Genomic DNA, 17,425 nt, shown 5'->3' on the forward strand with positions numbered 1-17,425 from the left:
AGACACTGTCCTCTTGAAGAGAAAGTTCCACAATGAGTGCTGCCGCAGTTGGTGAGTTTGGTTCCCTGGAAGCCGAAGCGGAACATTTCAAGACGCAATTTGCCGAGGCGCGGATGGCAATCAACCGCGTGATCGTCGGCCAGACCCGCACCATCGAAGCCGCGCTGACGGCCATCATGTGCGGCGGCAACGTGCTGCTCGAAGGCGTACCGGGACTCGGCAAAACCGAACTGGTCAAGGCCCTGTCGCGCGTCCTGGATCTCGAGTTTCGCCGCATCCAGTTCACGCCCGACCTGATGCCCGCCGATATCGTCGGCACGAACGTCATGACGAGCGACGAAAATGGCCAGTATCGATTCGAGTTCCGCAAAGGCCCAATCTTCACCCAGTTGCTGCTCGCCGACGAAATCAATCGCGCCTCACCCAAAACCCAATCGGCGCTCCTCGAAACGATGCAAGAGCATTCGGTGACGACAGGCGGCAACATCTATCAGCTGAAAGAACCGTTTTTCGTGCTGGCCACGCAAAACCCGATCGAACAAGAAGGAACGTACCCGCTGCCCGAAGCCCAACTCGACCGATTCATGTTCAAGGTCGTCGTGCCGTTCCTGAATCGAGACGAACTGAACGAAGTCGTCAGCCGGACCATCCTAAAGACACCCGTCGAGATTCCCAAGCTGCTCGATTCCGAACGAATCATGGCCCTGCGCAGAATCCTGGAAAAAGTCGTCGTGACCGACGCCCTGCGTGACTATGCCGTGCGGCTGGTACTCGCCACGCATCCGATCAGCGACTTTGCTCCACCGCGCGTGCGCCAATTCGTCAAGTGGGGTGCCAGCCCGCGTGCCGCCCAGGCGTTGATTCGTGCCGCTCGCGTCCGCGCCCTGGCAGAAGGTCGTGCTCACGTCGCATTCGAAGACATTCGGCACTTTGCTGGCGAAGTGCTCGGCCATCGCATGCTGCTGAACTACGACGGTCAAGCCGAAAACCTCGACCTGAACGAGGTGGTCCAAGAGTGCGTTACCAACCTGTCCGAAACCATGTGATACGATCGATCACGTGATTCGCTTCCCACCAAACGCAGATCGTGATTGGACGTCGAAACCATGCGAACTATTGGCATGCAACGAAACCTGCTGCTGACTCTCGCGATGCTCGTGAGTGCGGCCGCCGTAAGCGGAACCGCCGCCGAAGCCGCGCGGCCCGACACCGATGAATTCTTGACCACCGGCCGTTTCGCCGAGGGTGCCGGCGCGCTGCAGACCCATTTGAAATCGGAACCGAAGGACGACGTCGCGCGATTGGGATTGGGCGTCATCGAATTCGTTCAGGCGGTCGAAAAGTTGGGACAGAAACTGGCCCAGTACGAATTTCACACGCTCGGCGTCCAAGACCTGGAAGAAATTCTGCCGCGTCCCGATCCGGCAACAGAATCACTGACGTATCCCAAACTGCGGCAGATCGTCCAGGAATGGCTCAACGACCTCGTTCGCGTTGATGCGACGCTCGCAAAAGTCGAAAGTGAACAAACCAAGCTGCCACTGCATGTTGGGAAAGTCCCACTCCGATTCGGGGGGCTCCGTGGCCGCCCCGTGACTCTGATTCCCCTGATGAGAGATCTTCGTCTGACGGAGGCGGGCAAGGAAGACGATTTCATCATCGCGTTCGACCGAGCCGACGTCGACTGGCTGCGAGGATATTGCCATGCGTTGCTCGCCATCGGCGAATTGGGATTGGCACATGACGCACAGGACTTGTTCGATGTGATCGCGCCCCGGATCTTTCGTCGGGTCAAAACTCCCCACGAGTTTCTGCTCGAGCCACCGCAAGAATCAAGTCGAGGTCTGTTCGACCGGGAAATGGTTTCTGATTTGATCGCCGCCGTGCATCTGATGCATTTTCCGGTCGTGGAACCGAAGCGAATGGAAGTCGCACTCGGACACTTCGCGCAAACGATCGCACTCAGCCGACAGATGTGGCAACGAATCGTCGCCGAAGACGACGACGATCACGAATGGATTCCCAGCCCACGGCAAAGCAGCGCAATTAATGTCAAAGTCTCTCAAGAAATGATCGACCACTGGTTGATCGCCGTCGATGAAGTCGAACTGATCCTGCAAGGCAAACGACTGGTTCCGTTCTGGCGTGGCGCACCGACTCGCGGCGTCAATCTACACCGAGTCTTTCTGGAATCGAAACAGTTTGATCTCGTGCTTTGGATTCAAGGAGCCGCCGCGACGCCGTTCCTGGAAAAGGGCGAGATCACCAATCCTGAGACATGGCAAAAGATCAATGAGGCGTTCGGAAATCAGCTCTGGGGTTTCGCCTTCTGGTTCAATTGAGGCCGATGCCGAAAGCGTGCATCAGAAGTAGGAAAAGGTCCAACGTTGTCCAACCGTCCCACACGCGAGTTCGTCCCTGAACGAGGTTGGTTCGCAAGGCACAGCGTCGATCACAAAAACTCGCTTGCATCGATTGATCAAGCGTTCGAATACAAAACGGCAGGTATGTGAACAATGGAATCGGGAAAGCAATTCACCGCACTCATCGATAATTCCACCTTGTCGCGCGTCGAGCGGATGCGGTTGTTACCGATGCGTCGGCGAACGAATCGCAGCCGGGGCGAGCATCTCGCAGGCAAGGGCGGAACAAGCACCGAGTTCAATGACTACCGCGACTATTCGGCCGGCGACGACATGCGATACGTCGATTGGAACATCTTCTCTCGCCTGAACCGACCCTACGTGAAGCTCTATCGGCATGAAGAAGAAATGCACGTCGTGGTGCTGGTCGATGCATCCGCCTCCATGCGATTCGGCGACAAGTTCGAAAAAGCCAAACAGCTCGCCGCCTGCTTTTCCGTCATGGGACTGATGAACCTGGAAAAAGTCAGTGTCTTCGCCTGTCAGCATGCGGGTCAGACGCCCCAGATCCTGCCGCCCTGCACGGGCCGAACAAGCATGCGGCGAATCTTCCAGTTCCTCGAAAACCTGCCGCCAGGAGGAGACTTTCCCGTGGATGAAGCCGTCGAAGCCGTTCTCAAACAGCATCGGGGACGCGGCATCTGCGTGATCTTGTCCGACTTCCTGACCTTCGGGGCGATGGAACGGCCGATGAATCAGCTCTTCAGTGCAGGACTCGAAGTCTTCGGCATCCAATTGCTGTGCGGCTTGGAACTCAATCCGGAACTGACGGGTGACCTGCGCTTTGTCGACTCGGAAACAGGCTCGACGCTCGACGTGTCGTCGGTCGGCGACCTGATCGGATACTACCATCAGTATCTGGACGGCTGGCGCGATCATCTGGCCGCACTCTGTCGACAACGCAGCGGCCGTTTTCTATGCCTCGATTCAGGACTCCCACTGGAAACCATGATGTTCGACGTGCTGAAGCGGAAAGGTTGGGTCCAGTAGTGTCACACGCCACGCACTCCATCTCGTCTTCCGCATTCGATCGAGGACCGCTGCGATGAACCTGCCCGGCTTTTCTGCATTGATGAATGCCTGGTGGTTTCTACTGCTGGTGCCGTTGATCATCTTTTACTTCTTGAAACTGCGTCGCCCGCGCATGGAGATCCCCTCGCTGGCGCTCTGGCGACAGGTCGTGAATGACCAGCGGGTCAACTCGCCGTTCCAGAAGTTCAAACGAAACCTGCTGCTGCTGCTTCAAATTCTGCTGCTGTGTGCGCTCATCCTGGGAGCCATGCAACCCTACCTTTCCAGCGGCGCCGAACAGGCCCGCTACCTGCCTGTATTGATCGACAATTCCGCGAGCATGGCGTCGCTCGACGGTCCGAACGGAAAATCCCGACTCGACGAAGCCAAAGACAGGGTTTCCAAGCTGATCGACGATCTGTTGCCTGATCAGCGGCTGTGCCTGATCTCCGTAAGCGGAACGGCTCGCAAACTAACCGATTTTACCGATAACAAGCGGCTTCTGCGTGATGCGTTGTCTAAGCTTGAGGTCAGCCAGGTCGCCAGCCGACTGGAGGATGGTCTTCGCATGGCACAAGCGATGTCGCGTGTCCAACCGATCGACAACGTCGTGCTCATCTCCGACGGGAACGTCCCGCAAGAGGTGGACTTTGAACTCCCCTACAAATTGACCTTTCAAAAGCTGGGCTATCCAGACGCCAATGTGGGGATCGTCGATTTCAATGCGCGACGTTCGCGAACAGGCTGGGATGTGTTCGCACGAATCGAAGGCACGAAACAGCCTGAAGGTTCGAAAGGGCCCCCAACCGCGAAAACACTCTGCGAGTACGAACTGCTGCAGAACGGACAACTGATCAAACAAGACACTGTCTCGATCGATGGCGGACAGGCCGAACGGCTTGTCTTCAAAGTCTCAACCGCCGTCGCCACGTCGCTGGAACTGCGAATCAAGCCGGATGGAACCGATTCGCTCTCCTCAGACAATGTGGCGTTTCTGGAAATTCCCGCACCACGGCCCCTGACAGTGTTCTGCCCGCCACGGATGGAATCGTATCGCAACGCGCTGGCGACGATGCCAGACATCACGCTGTATCCAGGCGAAGGGACGGAGCCCAAAGTGGTGGATCTGAAATTTGCAGAAGGACCAATCTCGACCGGGCCCGAGGCGCGTGTCACCGTCAATGTCGGCTTCGTCCCCGATGATCTTTCCAATCTGGTGGAACTCGTGTCAGGACAGACCGAAGTCGTCGATTGGCGGCGAACCGCTCCGTTACTGCAACATGTGCAGTTGCTGGACGTCCAGATCGCCGACGATCCTCAACTCGCCAAAGGGATCAGCGAACGAGACTTTGAACAGGCCGGCTACGAAATCCTCGCGCAATCGCGTTCAGGCCCGCTCATCCTCGAGCGATTGATTGAAGGACGCTGGGAATACTACTTCCTGTTCAACACCGATCGATCCTCGCTGGTCTACCGGGTTGGCTTCCCGATTCTGATCCAAAACGCGACTCAGATCGCCGCGCAGCAAGCCAATCTGCTCGACTCCAAAGCGCATCCGACCGGAACGCTTCCACCGCAGCGCATCACTCCCGAGACCGAGATCCATGTCAGCGGCCCTCATGGATACACAGAAACCGCCAAAAGCGATAAGGACGGTTTCCTCTCCGGAATCGCCGCACCGTATGTCGGTGCCTATGAACTCACCGGCGACACGCAGCCGATCAAGATCGGTGCAAGCCTCCTCTCGACCACCGAAACCTCCTTGAACGCCGTCGAGAAACTGCATTTTCCCGAGGTCTCTGTCGCCGCCACAACGGTGATTGTCAAAACCGATCAACCGCTTTGGGGGTGGTTCGCGGCCGCCGCCTTGGGGTTTCTGATGCTTGAGTGGTGGTACTTTCAGAAACGGCCTGCGGGAGTTCTCACGTGAGCACCACACTCCGATCCCACGACGAATCGAAGACGAGCGGGTTCACGAGCGCGTCTCCTCGACGACATTCGTACTCGCTCAGGCGCCAATCCAGTCGCTGCACGATTGTCATCGCGGCCTGGATGCTCTTGGTTTCGCCCCTCTGGGCCCAGTCAAAAATGATCTCGGTCGAAAGCTCGGGCATGCAGCCCCCCGTCGTCATCGGACGCCCGATGCTGACCTGGTGGGATGTGAAAGTTCAGGGCCCGGGATTGGTCGTCGGACAATTCCAGTTCATCGTCAAGCACGACAATCGAGTTCTCGCCACGGTCGAAACCGAGGAAATCACCGTCAATGGCCCCGAACAGCGAATCCGCGTGATGCTGCCGGCCATTGATGAAACATCCCCGCGCGATCAATTGCAGATTGAAATCTCGATTCGGGGAAAAACGCTGAATTCAAAACTCGGCGAACAAGTCCTGCGCGTCCCTTTCGCCACGAAGAAGACGTTCATGGGACTGGTCGCGGAACCGAAACTCAGCCGCAAGCGGACAGGGCAACGTCAGTCGATACTCGAGCACCTGAAGTTCGAATCACTCGTTCAGGAGGAGACCCAAGAGCCCAGCGCGGACGACAATACGGACATGGTCAAAACGATCCTCACGTCGATGAGTACGAACGATCTACCCTCCGATCCGCTGGCGTACTGTGGATACGATCTGGTCGTGCTGATGGATGAAGAGTTCCGCACGATGCGGGCGGCGCAACTCGAAGCGATCCTGGCATGGATCAAGGCGGGGGGCAACCTGTTTGTCGAGCCCAAAGGGATCATGGAGCCGTTTCACCTCGACTTCCTGCGCAATGTGGCCGCGGAAGACCCGCAACAGATCGTGTTCCCGACGGACGCGGCCGGACGTGTGCTCCCCGACTCCGTTCCTTCTGCCGAAATCGCGCATGTCGTCGGTTGCGGATTGGGACATGTCGCCATTCGAACCGATGATTCCGACCGCGAACTGCCTAAAGATCCGTCGGCGTGGAAGAAGGTCACGGGACCACTGTGGAACGAACGACACCACGTGCAGCGATTGCCGGTACTCGTTCGTCAGGCCGTCGGCCCAAACGGTCAGGTCGTCGTCAAAGAGGACCCAAATCCTGATCCGTTTGGCTTGAAAACCGTCCTCGGAACGAGATTGCGCGTCCCCATTGCCGAACTGATCGAACGATTGATGCCCGAGGGGGTCAGGATGGTGCCGCTGTCGGTTCTGGCGACGATCCTGGTGGCCTTCGTGATCCTGATCGGTCCCGGGGAATACTTCGTACTCGGTTGGTTGCGCTTGAGAAAACTCACATGGCTCACGTTTCCTGCCGCGACAATCGGCGTGACGGCACTCACGATCTGGGTGTCGAACAGCTACATGTCAGCAGCAGAAACGCGTCGTGCCGTCACCATCTGCGATCTCAATCACGCGGGCGAGACGATCCGCACAAATCGATTTGAGCTCCTCTATATCGCCTCATCGCGACGCGTCTCCACCGATCTCGACAAACAACTGTTCACACCGCTCAGGTCGTCGGCCAATCTCGACCAAGTCGGCACCCGGCGATTGAGGCCGTCGGAGGCCCCCGTCACCGGGTACCAGATGGGCACGGATGGACAAGTCATGGCCATTCCCCCCACGTTTGAAGGCCGAATCCCAACTCTGTACGCCGCCAGTCAGGAAGTACAGAAGTGGACGCCGCAACTCAATCGCACCTTCTCGATTCCCGGCCCCTCCCAGTCACCGCCCGTTGACTGGGACGAATTCAACCTGGATGCCGAACAGGCACAGGCGTTTCGTCGACACGAGATTCCGCCACACATCCTTGCGCAGGCAAAACAGCAGTTCGGCACCGACGTCATGGTGGCCTGCATTTCGCAGATCGATGGCTGGGCTTACAACCGCGAAGCAGACTGGGGCAAACCGACCAATGATCCGTTCGCGCAGCAACGCCTGCAGCAGCCGATGCTGCAACCCCCGACCGAGGAACAAGTCGTTGAGCAACTCCTGCAGAAAGAGTCACCCCTATTTCGTTGGCTCTACCGAGCGTCCGTCGCACCAACCGCCCCGGGACTCTTCAGCATCGTGAAGCAACTGACACCCAAAGGCGGAATCCTTTGCGACGACTTACCAATCTTCGATACAACCAACCCCTCAAGCTGGCTCTTGCTGATCGTCGTCCCGCAAAAAGACGAATATCGTGTCTACCGCAAGCTGATGCAGATCACCAACTGATCGCCCCCTCGCGTCCCCTCGTTACCAAGCTCCCGCTTGGTAACGCCCCTTGCAATCTCGTCGCCTCAAAACGCCCCAAAAAACGCGGGCTAGCCAAATCAGCGCAAAGTTCAACCCCCCACTCGGCCCCTCTCTCGTCCGCCCCAAAGTGGGCGGAAGGGTACAATCCTAGGGGTGCGCGCGTTTCGATCGCTCCCCTAGGTCAAATCCCCCCCCCAAGCCCTCGCCGCCCTGTAACGGGCGGCAGGAAACGATCGACGCGAGACTCTGATCGTTCCATCCCCCTTCCGCCAACGCCATGAACGATTTTCCGCCCTGAAGCATGATCCAACCGTGGCCGTTCCTGCGGGCCAAAGGCCCAGCCATTCGACCAGCCCAGCCCAAAGGAGGCCGCAGGACTCCGACGGGCTGGGTCAAGCCTCCCAAACTCCATGAAGGCCTGTAAGGCCGACCATTCACCCAAATCGAATCCGCTCCGCACTCAATTGGCCGACCTCATCGCGCCCCGAAACCCACACCCCGCGAACGAAAAAAGCCCTTCATTGTCACGACGACAACGAAAGGCTTTGATCTAAATCACAAACATCGGATCGCCTGGACTCTGGCGCGTCCTGCAATTAAGAGGCTATTGAAGTAATGGGGCCCGGCTCGGGGCAGCTTAAAAAAAACCTGACATCGTCAACGCCAAGGTGCCTGTCTCCCTGACTTCAACAGACGGCTTTCCTATCATCACTCAACCCGCACACCCAGCGTTTTCAACTCGGCCAACTGAGCCTTCCCGGTTTCGTTCAGGGGGTTACCAGCCAGGAACAGTCTCCAATACGGTGCAAACCGTCGTTCACCGGCGGTGTCCTTCTTGGCCATTTCCACCAGCGTTCCCAGTTCGGTGATCTGATTCCGTTCCAGGAACGTGAACCGCAATTCCTTCATTTCGCTCAGAGCCGACAGATCCTTGATCTGATTGTCTTTCAGATCGATCCGTTCCAGCCACTTCAAGGTTTTCAGGGGCGAAATGTCGCTGATCTTGTTCTTGTCCAAATAGATCGCATGCAGCTTGGTCATCTCGGCCAACGGCTGAACCGACTCAACCTGATTCCTGCTCAGATACAGCGAGGTCAGAGCCTTGAGCACCTGAATCCCGTCGAGTTTCTGCACTTGGTTGTCGTCGAGCTCGATGTACTGCAGCTTGGTGAGCTTGAACAGCGGCGTAATGTCGGAAATCTGATTCTTCTCGAGGTACAGCGACTGGATATTGACGCATTCTTCCAGCGGCTTCAGATCCTTGATCTTGTTTCCGCTCAGCTTGACCTCAGCCAGATTTCGGCACTTTTCCAATCCAGCCAGATTTTCGATGCCGCGATTGGTCGCCTTCATGATGAAGATCGAGGCGACGTCTTCATCGGTGATCTTCTTTGATTTGTCAGTCTTGTCGATCTGCTTCTGCTTCAGGATTTCACGGATTACCGTGTCGAGATTCGGGTCGGGAAACTCGACGTCGGCCGCAAACGCCGAACAGGGAACCATTAATGCGGCAGTCAAAACCAGGAACATCATCCGGCAGGGCATCAGTAAGTCTCCAGCGGTCACGCGATCGCTTAACAGTCTGTTGAAGTAACGGGGACTGGCTCCGGCCAGCTTAAAAAACGCCATGACATCGTCAACGCCAAGGTGCCTGTCCCCCTTACTTCAACAGGCTGCTAAGGCGAAATCAAGAGGCGACATTTCAACAGTCGTGGATGCCACTCTAGCAATCGGAGCGAATTGTCCACAACCGAAATCGCCCTTCGTCGTCCGCTCCAGCGGTCATCCGATTCCAAAACTTGGCCGAGCAAGGTTGGCGTTCGCCATTCGAAACGATAAACTGCCGCCAGACGCACTTCGCCAAAGCGCGTCATCGGGCGATTAGCTCAGCTGGTTAGAGCGCCATGCTTACACCGTGGATGTCGGGGGTTCGAATCCCTCATCGCCCAATTTAACTGATGACCCAAAAAGAATTTAAGACGCCCCAATTCCGGTCACAACTCTGCAAGACACGGACGTTGGTTCGGGCGGCGCGGAGCATTCTTTTCGGGGCAATTTGTCCCGTCATGGCCCGTTACTGTTTGATGCGTGGACCCATGACTCGGAGACTTTGAAACGAAGGGCGACCGCTTGCGCCCCCCCCCTCATTGGCATCTCACGCAGCGAACACGCTCCCCGAAAATCCGCACCGAATACAAAAAAGGTGTCAGCGACGGTCTAAGTTTTCGTCAATAGCCGATTTCAAAAGACATTTTGAAATTCCTTTTATCAGGATTGGGAAGATGGAGTTTCTGACGAATTGTGAGGACGTTCAATGTTTGATGTTGTGGGGTGTCACGAACAACGAGTGACGTGTTCACTGCGTGGCGAGACGGAGTGAGGCGCTGTAGGGATTCCACTTGGCAAGGAATCGCCGCGACGAGGGTGCGTCCATGCCGTATCAACGACCGTCCGGCGTGATCTCAGTCGCTCATTTTGTTTTGCCACAACTGGTTTGTCTTGACCAGCACATTCACGATCGTAAGCAGTTTTCGCATACAGGCAACAATCGCAACTTTCGAGGCTTTGCCCTTGGCTTTGAGGTGTTGGTAGAAGGCCTTAATCATGGCGTTATGTCGGACCGCCACGATCGCAGCCATGTACAAGACGCGACGCACTTGTCCTCGACCACCACCGGTAAATCGCTTCCCGGATTTTGTGCCGGAATCGCGATTGATGGGCGCCACTCCGACAAGCTTTGCAACCTCGCCTCGATTGAGCGTACCCAGTTCCGGGAGTTCCGCGATAAACGTTGAAATGGTCACCGGACCGATCCCTTTTACGGATTGAAGAATCTCAATGGTTCGTTGGTTCCGCAGATCCGTTGCCAGCAAGCCAGCGAGCTGCGAATCGATGCTTTTGAGTTGTTTTTTAAGTACTTCCAGCACTTCACGAATACTCTGCTTGGCGTCATCGTCCCAGGATTGCTGGAGTCGATTGTTCTCCTGATTGATCAGTTCCAGTAACTGATTGCGACGGGTCACAAGCGCGGCGTGTTTCTGTTCGTGTTCGGACTTCACGGCCGTTGGCTGGGGTTGCACGACCGCAGCGAAACGGGAGATGAGTTGTGCGTCGATCGAATCCGTTTTGGCGTCCGAACCAACACCTTTTGCGAAATCGCGAACTTGCCGTGGATTCACAACCGCCGCTTCGATCTTGTGCTTCGCAAGTTGACTCTGCAATAACGTTTCGTATCCACCCGTGGCCTCCATCACGACCATGAGCAATCTCTTTTCCTTCTTCAGCCGCAGACAAAACTCGTGAACGTCTGCTTCAGAGTTCGCCAGCTTGAATCGCTCTCCTTTATGAGGGAAAAACACATCCAACGTGAGTTTCGAGACATCGACACCCACGAACATTTTCTCTGCACAGATCTCAGAATTCATTTCATCCCAGCCTAGTAAATTCGAGCTTGCCTGAGGCAGCTCTTGCGACGGTTCGGGCTTCAAATGAACCTCTTGCGATCTGGCTGACACACGGTCTCTGGGACCCAGGAACCATCGATCTACAAGAGGTGTGCGAGCATCCGTTTCAACTCTAACACAACTGACGATTCAAGGCCGTTACTAGATACTAGGAACCTTTTTCTCTTTCTTGTGGATTGCTGATTCATGGTAGCCCGCTGCGCCGACTATACATGTGCTTGTTACGACAGGTGTTTAGGCTTGTTGCTGTACCGCCTTCAATCAACGCAATCGCTCCTAGAACCCTGTTTTCTGAAAAACTCGTACTGCATAAGCAACTGACGCTTGAACGTCTATCGAAGGGGCGTCGGCCAAAACTTTTATCGCTTGTCGAGATATCCCCAAAGGGTGACTAAACGCCTACGTGATTTTGGTTGGTCGCTCCATGGAAATCGACGAATCTCGCGGCAATGCGCAATGAACGCAATCACATCCTCCAACGTGAGGCCTCGCGGTGAAGATCTACTGTCCGTCCTGTCGCGAGCTTGTTCAGGCTGCCGATGTCGACTTGGCAATAGGCTGGGCGAAATGTGCTGCGTGTCAGGACGTCTTTGAGCTATCGTCGGTGATGCCTGGGTTTCCCGCACATTCAGGGGTGGTTGAGAGTGTCGTCGAGCGTCCGTTTAACGCCCGGGCTGTCGTTGAGCAATCGCGCGACGACCTTGACATTTTCATCCCCCGTCAGGGATTCCGCGCCGGGACATGTGCCCTGCTGGGGTTTGCCACGTTCTGGCTCGCGTTCATCGCATTTTGGACGGCCGGAGCACTTGGAATGTTTGGAGGGGGTGCGCCTCCACAGGCAATCAACATCGGATTTGCCGCCTTTTCGATTCCGTTTTGGCTCGTCGGTTTTGGGATGTTAGGCGGCGTTGCCTGGGCGGCTTTTGGCACGAAACGCCTAAAGCTCGATCGGAATGAGATGCGCACACAAATCCAATGTCTGCTGTATTTCAGGAATCGCACGATTGATCGAAGTCTCGTCCAGCGCGCCCGACTGTACGTTCCGAAGATCCAGGGCCAGACGGGAAACTTGCAGGACTGTCATGGAGCGGAGATCGTCTTCGAGAAAGGATCATTCGTCGTTCCTGCGGATGACACGGCTGAAGCAACTTGGTTGGCCTCCGTAATCAATGAGTTCTTGAAGACGTAAACGGCTCACCGTGCCTTGACGATCATGCTTGGAGGTCTCCGGCGGCGCGATTGTCATGGCGCAACGGGCTCGGAAGTTCTGTTCTGTGAGCATTTCACCAATTCTTCGAAATTGGGAATCGGAGGGGCTTGGTTGAGATCGATGCCGATCACGGAAAAATCACCATTCGCGGCGACAACTTGACCCCACTCCACGGCACTGACTTTGTAGAAATTGGAAAGACTGCTGCGAGTACTGGGCACTCCGTGAAACATTGAAGTGGACCCCGTTTTTCGGACCACCGGCTTAGATGAAAAAACGGATTTGGAACGGTGAAAACAAGAGGCATCGTGGCGAGCAAAACTCGGAGAGAAAACGATGCCTCGGCAGCGACGAATATTCGATGGAGCGTTTAAGGCGAAGGTGGCATTAGATGCGATTCGTGGCCTGAAGACGGTGAGCGAATTGGCATCGCATCACAAGGTTCGCCCGACACAGATCACGCTCTGGAAGAAGCAACTCTTGGACGGAGCGATGAGCGTGTTTGAAGCGCCATCGGCCAAGAAGGCGGCGACTGACGAACCGAGTTCCGCAGAGCTCTATGAGCAGATCGGTCAGCTGAAGGTCGAACTTGATTGGCTCAAAAAAAAGTGGCCGAGAACGGTGGCTGAACGCCGGTCTTGGGTTGATCCCGGCAATCGGTTGCTGAGTAATCGAACACCATTCAATCGAGGATGCCTATCAAGGCGAAAGAATTCTTCGATATGAAATGCCCTCTGGGGGGCGTGCTGCCGTCACATTTCGATCGCAAGCGGTTCTGAACTCAAATAGTCCAACTTTCAGTGCGTAACCGCCGTGCAGGTCAGTGCGCCACGCGAATTTTCCAACTCTGCGTTTAGTCAACGAGCACCGATAACAATACGCTTGTTCAGATTCAGGCCAAAAACTCGGTTCCGGCAATTGCTCTTAGTTGACCTCAAGAGATTTTGCCTCATCGAGAGGGACTAGCGTTCGACCGCCGCATTCGCTGGCCTCGATTCGCTCGCAGACAATGTCTTGTGCGTGTCGTGGTGAGACGCCGCAACCATGTCCGCGATGTAATTCGCGGAAGAAATGATCGCGAGGCAAACGGCTTTCGACTCCTTGCTCAGGTTTTCGAAAACGATGCCGTGTTCGCTACATCGTTGAAAAAAATAGCTCTCGGCATCGCTCAACTCTACGTCATTCACATGTGTCGCCCGACTCACCTCGCCTGCTCCTTTTCAGTTGACTTTGTTGAAGAATTTCAGCGTCTCTCGCACATGCCAGCGGAGTGACGTGGCTTGGACAATCGCTCGCCGAACCGCCAAGTGCCCTCATTCTACAAAACCGGAATATTTTGGTTCAATTCAGAGTCGGCCGTCACGCAAAAATGTTTCAAAACAGCCACTCACCCTCGCCATCGCCGCTAAAGAAGCGAGCACTTGGCAAAACTTCTTGTCAGCATTCTTCCGTTTCTCTTCACGCATTCACGCAAGCATCGACTAGGCGACGCGCCTGCACTCGCGCGCGGTCCGCATACCCGACGAGTCGCTGAACCCAACGAAGTTTCATGGCGGATCTGCTGCGGATGGCTTGTCGATTGTGTCGTGTCCCCGGCGGAATAACGTGAAGCAGAGGCAGGATCGATATCGCTCAACGAATTCAGATCTGTAGTTGAAGAGCTACTGGTGGAACTTTGACTCGCGCCGTCGGTGTGATTGCCGGACACTCGATATCTCAATGTTGTCCATGGCGCAAGCAGAATGTCGTCCTGATCCATACCCATCAAGTTGGCTCCTTTGCGTCCGAGGACGCCAACGACACGCAAGGTGACATTCTTGACACGAAGATCGTTCTGCTTCGAAAAGCTCCTTGGCTGGCGTCAGACCGATGACGCAGACCTTGGCAATCAATTCAATGCCGTCCAGCAGCAGCGCATCATTCATTGTTCTGGCTGATCAAAAATCAAGATTCTGGCCTCTTTGACGATTTTTCTGAATCCACTCCCGGATCGCGCGCGAATTCATGATCGAGCCGCTCACGCTGGAATGTCGCGACACTGCGTTTCAATACAGAAATATTCACAAAAAAACTCGTAAGAAGGCCTCTCCATGAATTCGCTTTCCGTTCGCATGCTCGGGCTCGCGTTGGTTTTAGGGATTAGTTCTCTGGTTCGCGCGGAAGACAAGCCAAAGGACATCGTTGATACGGCGGTCGCCGCAGGCAGCTTCAAGACTTTGGCGGCTGCCCTGAAGGCAGCTGATTTAGTGGACACACTGAAGGGCAAGGGCCCGTTCACCGTCTTCGCACCGACTGACGAAGCGTTTGCAAAGCTTCCGAAGGAAACGTTGGAGTCCTTGCTGAAGCCAGAGAATAAGAAGAAGCTGGCCAGCATTCTCACCTACCATGTTGTTTCTGGGAAAGTACTTGCCAAGGACGTGGTCAAGCTGACTGAAGCAAAGACGGTTCAAGGCTCGTCTGCGAAGATCGTTGTGAAAGATGGTAAAGTCACCGTGGATGGAGCGAATGTGACGAAGACGGACATCGAAGCGAGCAATGGGGTGATCCACGTGATTGACACGGTCATTCTGCCGAAATAGTCCGCGATCTGACAGGCTCATTGAATGTTCGTGAGGTCGGTAGTAATGCCGGCCTCACCGCATTCTTGACCACCAAGGGGGATTGAATTTGCAGGTACCGATACTTCCCCGCGTCGCACGGGGTGAGACAAACGCGATTGATGAATGCCTCGATCGGTACGGCGGACTTGTTTGGTCGCTGGCCTGTCGACTTTCACCCTCGACCTCGGACGCTGAAGATGCTGTGCAGGAAATCTTTGTTGATCTATGGCGAAACGCAGGCCGGTTTCGAGAGGATCTCGGCTCCGAAGGGACGTTCGTATCAATCCTGGCTCGTCGACGTTTGATTGATCGTCAGAGAAAGCTGCGCCGGAAACCCGAGCCTCAATCGATCGAGGATACGAGTAAGGAGTATCCGGCACCCCAACAGACGTCTCCATTGGAATTGGCTGAGGATGGAGTTCGCGCTACGGCGTGCTTGGAAAAACTACGGCAAAACGAACGCGAAGTGCTCGAACTTTCGATCTATCATGGATTAACTCAATCTCGAATTGCCGAGCGCACGGGTGCTCCTTTAGGCACGGTTAAGACGCTCATTCGTCGCGCGTTGACACAGCTTCGCAACTGCATGCAGGCCGGCAGCCGACTGCATGCGGAAGGAGGTGTTCAACTATGAGCGATTCCGGGAAGTCAAATGCGGACCGCTGGGAAGAACTGCAAATCACGCGACTGCTCTTCGGCCTTTCGTTGGAAGAACAAGCCGAGTACGACGAATTGTCGCAGACAATGCCTGCGAAGGATGCGGATCTCTTCGAATGGGTCGTCGCCTCAATTGATGTGGCCTGGTCGGATCCAAACTCAATGCCACTGCCCGACCATCTTCGAGAAACAATTCGCTTGCGAGCGTTAAAAGAATTGAAGCCGCACGTGCCTCAACTTGGCGATCAGTCCACGATCGCCAGAGATGTTACGCTTCGATCGAGCAGGCTACCGTGGGTGATCGCTGCTGCCAGCATAGCGCTCACGGTACTGACTTTTGTCTCAACCAGACCCATTGCGACGGTAAAAATCGCCTCACGAAACGAGGCCCAGTTGCGTGCGGAATTGGTCACAACGGCCAAAGATCTTGTTCAAGTCAAGTGGGCCGATGGGCCAACCCCGATTGCGGGTGCGGAGGGCGATGTCGTGTGGAGCCCATCGCAACAGCAGGGGTTCATGCGATTTCGCGGGCTCGCTATCAATGTGCCGACGGTTGAACAGTATCAATTGTGGATCTTCGACAAGAACCAGAGTGATAAAACCCCCATTGACGGAGGCGTATTTGACATCACTTCAGATCAGGAAGTTATCATTCCCATCCAGGCGAAATTGCGAGTTCAGGACGCGTACTTGTTTGCAATTACGATCGAAAAGCCGGGCGGTGTGGTCGTTTCTTCACGCGAACGATTGCCCCTTCTGGCTGCGGTCAATTGATCCGATTGTTGATTGACACAACTTGCTACGATCGTTTCGCAATGCAAGTAACCGGAGTTGCAGATAAATGACTGGCCAGTCAGGTGGCGTGTTTTGTTCGACTGCGAATTCAATTCTGACCGGCGTTGCGTCAATCAATTCTTCGGTCGGCGATCTTTTACACGAAGTCGACGACACAATTGATGCTCCTCCTTCGCCCCGGTGGCTGCCGTCTTTTGCAAAGCTGGTTATCTCATGTGGGTGGGGTGTCGACCCTTCGCTGATGAGTCGATTGAGCTACTTTTGCTCGCGCTCTTCTGAGTTTATTCCAGGCTCGGGCAGCGAACTTCAGTTTGAGAACGCGCTCCACGATCTTGTGTGACTGCATACGGATCGCTTTCCTCCGTGCGAAGTGGATTTCCAAAATCGGAGCTTGATGAACCGGGTTCCCTGTATTTATCTGCGAGACAGGATCTTTTTTTCTGCACTCGACTTTGAGCGTAGATATGCGGCAGATTTGCAGATATCCACGCGAATTGCTGATGAATTGGCAGCATGGCTCTTTTAAGGTTGAGAGTTCGTCTCGAAGTGCGAACTGTACACTCTCTCCGATTGAGTTCTTCCTCCGTAGTCCAGGTTTTTGGGTCCATCCGGTTTTATTGTGGGTAGAGGCTGAGTCCCCCGCAGTAGAAGAAGATGGCGGTTTTGAAGTTATTGCGGTTACGGAAGCCACCGACACGTCTTTTGATGGACATGATTTTGCTATTCATTCCTTCCGCGACTCCATTCGTGATGCGGTGGGTGCAGTAGCTGACGACGTGGTCCAATCGCTCCTTGATTGAACGAGCCACGGATTTCATCGGTTCGAGATTCGTGTGAATGACTCGTTTGTACCAGTCTTGGAAATAGGTCGTTGCAGTGGCTGCGGAGTCTTGCCCCCAAAGGTCACGCAGCATTTCCTTGAAGGCCCAGGCTTTTCCCGTTTTCAGCTGCAGATCGAATGTCGATTCGAACACCGTCCGCTGTTTCTCACTGAGATTCTCCTGACTGGTCAACCAGACATACTTCGTTTTGCTGAGTCGATCGTCGCCCTCTTTGACGAGT

The 17,425-nt window shown here is 55.2% G+C and carries 15 protein-coding genes and 1 tRNA gene; 11 read left to right on the plus strand and 5 right to left on the minus strand.

Annotation, left to right across the window (positions count from 1 at the left end; genetic code table 11):
* Window positions 1-32 precede the first annotated feature (32 nt).
* The 4 genes from OSO_RS0114940 to OSO_RS0114960 all read left to right on the plus strand — a co-directional run bounded on the left by OSO_RS0114940 (window position 33) and on the right by OSO_RS0114960 (window position 5,364).
* Window positions 33-1,046, plus strand: coding sequence for an AAA family ATPase (locus tag OSO_RS0114940; RefSeq protein WP_010584062.1), 1,014 nt, complete (start codon window positions 33-35; stop codon window positions 1,044-1,046).
* A 60-nt stretch (window positions 1,047-1,106) separates the two neighbouring features.
* On the plus strand, window positions 1,107-2,342 hold the full coding sequence (locus tag OSO_RS0114945; protein WP_157605197.1) for a hypothetical protein: 1,236 nt from the start codon (window positions 1,107-1,109) through the stop codon (window positions 2,340-2,342).
* 174 nt (window positions 2,343-2,516) lie between these two features.
* Window positions 2,517-3,413, plus strand: a complete 897-nt coding sequence (locus tag OSO_RS0114955; protein ID WP_010584065.1) for a DUF58 domain-containing protein — start codon at window positions 2,517-2,519, stop codon at window positions 3,411-3,413.
* Window positions 3,414-3,468: 55 nt separating this feature from the next.
* Complete coding sequence (locus OSO_RS0114960) at window positions 3,469-5,364, plus strand: vWA domain-containing protein (protein WP_010584066.1); 1,896 nt, start codon at window positions 3,469-3,471, stop codon at window positions 5,362-5,364.
* On the opposite strand, the gene OSO_RS0114965 is transcribed toward OSO_RS0114960, so the two are convergent.
* A complete protein-coding gene (locus OSO_RS0114965) occupies window positions 5,357-5,548 on the minus strand; it encodes a hypothetical protein (protein ID WP_010584067.1) in 192 nt (63 codons plus the stop codon). The two genes, OSO_RS0114960 and OSO_RS0114965, sit on opposite strands and share 8 nt — an antisense overlap.
* On the opposite strand from OSO_RS0114965, the gene OSO_RS0114970 reads away from it, so the two are divergent.
* A complete protein-coding gene (locus OSO_RS0114970; RefSeq protein ID WP_010584068.1) occupies window positions 5,547-7,616 on the plus strand; it encodes a hypothetical protein in 2,070 nt (689 codons plus the stop codon). The two genes, OSO_RS0114965 and OSO_RS0114970, sit on opposite strands and share 2 nt — an antisense overlap.
* A 729-nt stretch (window positions 7,617-8,345) precedes the next feature.
* On the opposite strand, the gene OSO_RS0114980 is transcribed toward OSO_RS0114970, so the two are convergent.
* Complete coding sequence (locus OSO_RS0114980) at window positions 8,346-9,266, minus strand: leucine-rich repeat domain-containing protein (protein WP_010584069.1); 921 nt, start codon at window positions 9,264-9,266, stop codon at window positions 8,346-8,348.
* 246 nt (window positions 9,267-9,512) lie between these two features.
* On the opposite strand from OSO_RS0114980, the gene OSO_RS0114990 reads away from it, so the two are divergent.
* A tRNA-Val gene (locus OSO_RS0114990) sits at window positions 9,513-9,586 on the plus strand.
* 513 nt (window positions 9,587-10,099) lie between these two features.
* Here OSO_RS0114990 and OSO_RS0114995 read toward each other — a convergent pair.
* Complete coding sequence (locus OSO_RS0114995) at window positions 10,100-11,062, minus strand: IS110 family RNA-guided transposase (protein WP_010584071.1); 963 nt, start codon at window positions 11,060-11,062, stop codon at window positions 10,100-10,102.
* 532 nt (window positions 11,063-11,594) lie between these two features.
* On the opposite strand from OSO_RS0114995, the gene OSO_RS0115000 reads away from it, so the two are divergent.
* Window positions 11,595-12,290, plus strand: coding sequence for a hypothetical protein (locus OSO_RS0115000; protein ID WP_010584072.1), 696 nt, complete (start codon window positions 11,595-11,597; stop codon window positions 12,288-12,290).
* A 357-nt stretch (window positions 12,291-12,647) separates the two neighbouring features.
* Window positions 12,648-13,037, plus strand: a complete 390-nt coding sequence (locus OSO_RS52275) for a transposase (RefSeq protein ID WP_010584074.1) — start codon at window positions 12,648-12,650, stop codon at window positions 13,035-13,037.
* A gap of 236 nt (window positions 13,038-13,273) precedes the next feature.
* On the opposite strand, the gene OSO_RS0115015 is transcribed toward OSO_RS52275, so the two are convergent.
* A complete protein-coding gene (locus OSO_RS0115015; RefSeq protein WP_010584075.1) occupies window positions 13,274-13,516 on the minus strand; it encodes a hypothetical protein in 243 nt (80 codons plus the stop codon).
* Between the two features lie 885 nt (window positions 13,517-14,401).
* Here OSO_RS0115015 and OSO_RS0115030 point away from each other — a divergent pair.
* From OSO_RS0115030 to OSO_RS0115040, 3 genes are all read left to right on the plus strand, one after another.
* Window positions 14,402-14,890, plus strand: coding sequence for a fasciclin domain-containing protein (locus OSO_RS0115030; protein ID WP_010584078.1), 489 nt, complete (start codon window positions 14,402-14,404; stop codon window positions 14,888-14,890).
* A gap of 88 nt (window positions 14,891-14,978) precedes the next feature.
* Window positions 14,979-15,545, plus strand: a complete 567-nt coding sequence (locus OSO_RS0115035; RefSeq protein WP_010584079.1) for a sigma-70 family RNA polymerase sigma factor — start codon at window positions 14,979-14,981, stop codon at window positions 15,543-15,545.
* Entirely contained in the window at window positions 15,542-16,342 is an 801-nt protein-coding gene (locus OSO_RS0115040; RefSeq protein WP_010584080.1) for an anti-sigma factor, read from the plus strand. The genes OSO_RS0115035 and OSO_RS0115040 overlap by 4 nt, the downstream gene beginning before the upstream one ends.
* Before the next feature lie 635 nt (window positions 16,343-16,977).
* On the opposite strand, the gene OSO_RS51990 is transcribed toward OSO_RS0115040, so the two are convergent.
* Window positions 16,978-17,425: transposase (locus OSO_RS51990; protein ID WP_010584082.1), on the minus strand; the 448-nt coding region annotated here is incomplete at its 5' end.

Source organism: Schlesneria paludicola DSM 18645 (genome assembly GCF_000255655.1).
Classification (GTDB): Bacteria; Planctomycetota; Planctomycetia; order Planctomycetales; family Planctomycetaceae; genus Schlesneria; species Schlesneria paludicola.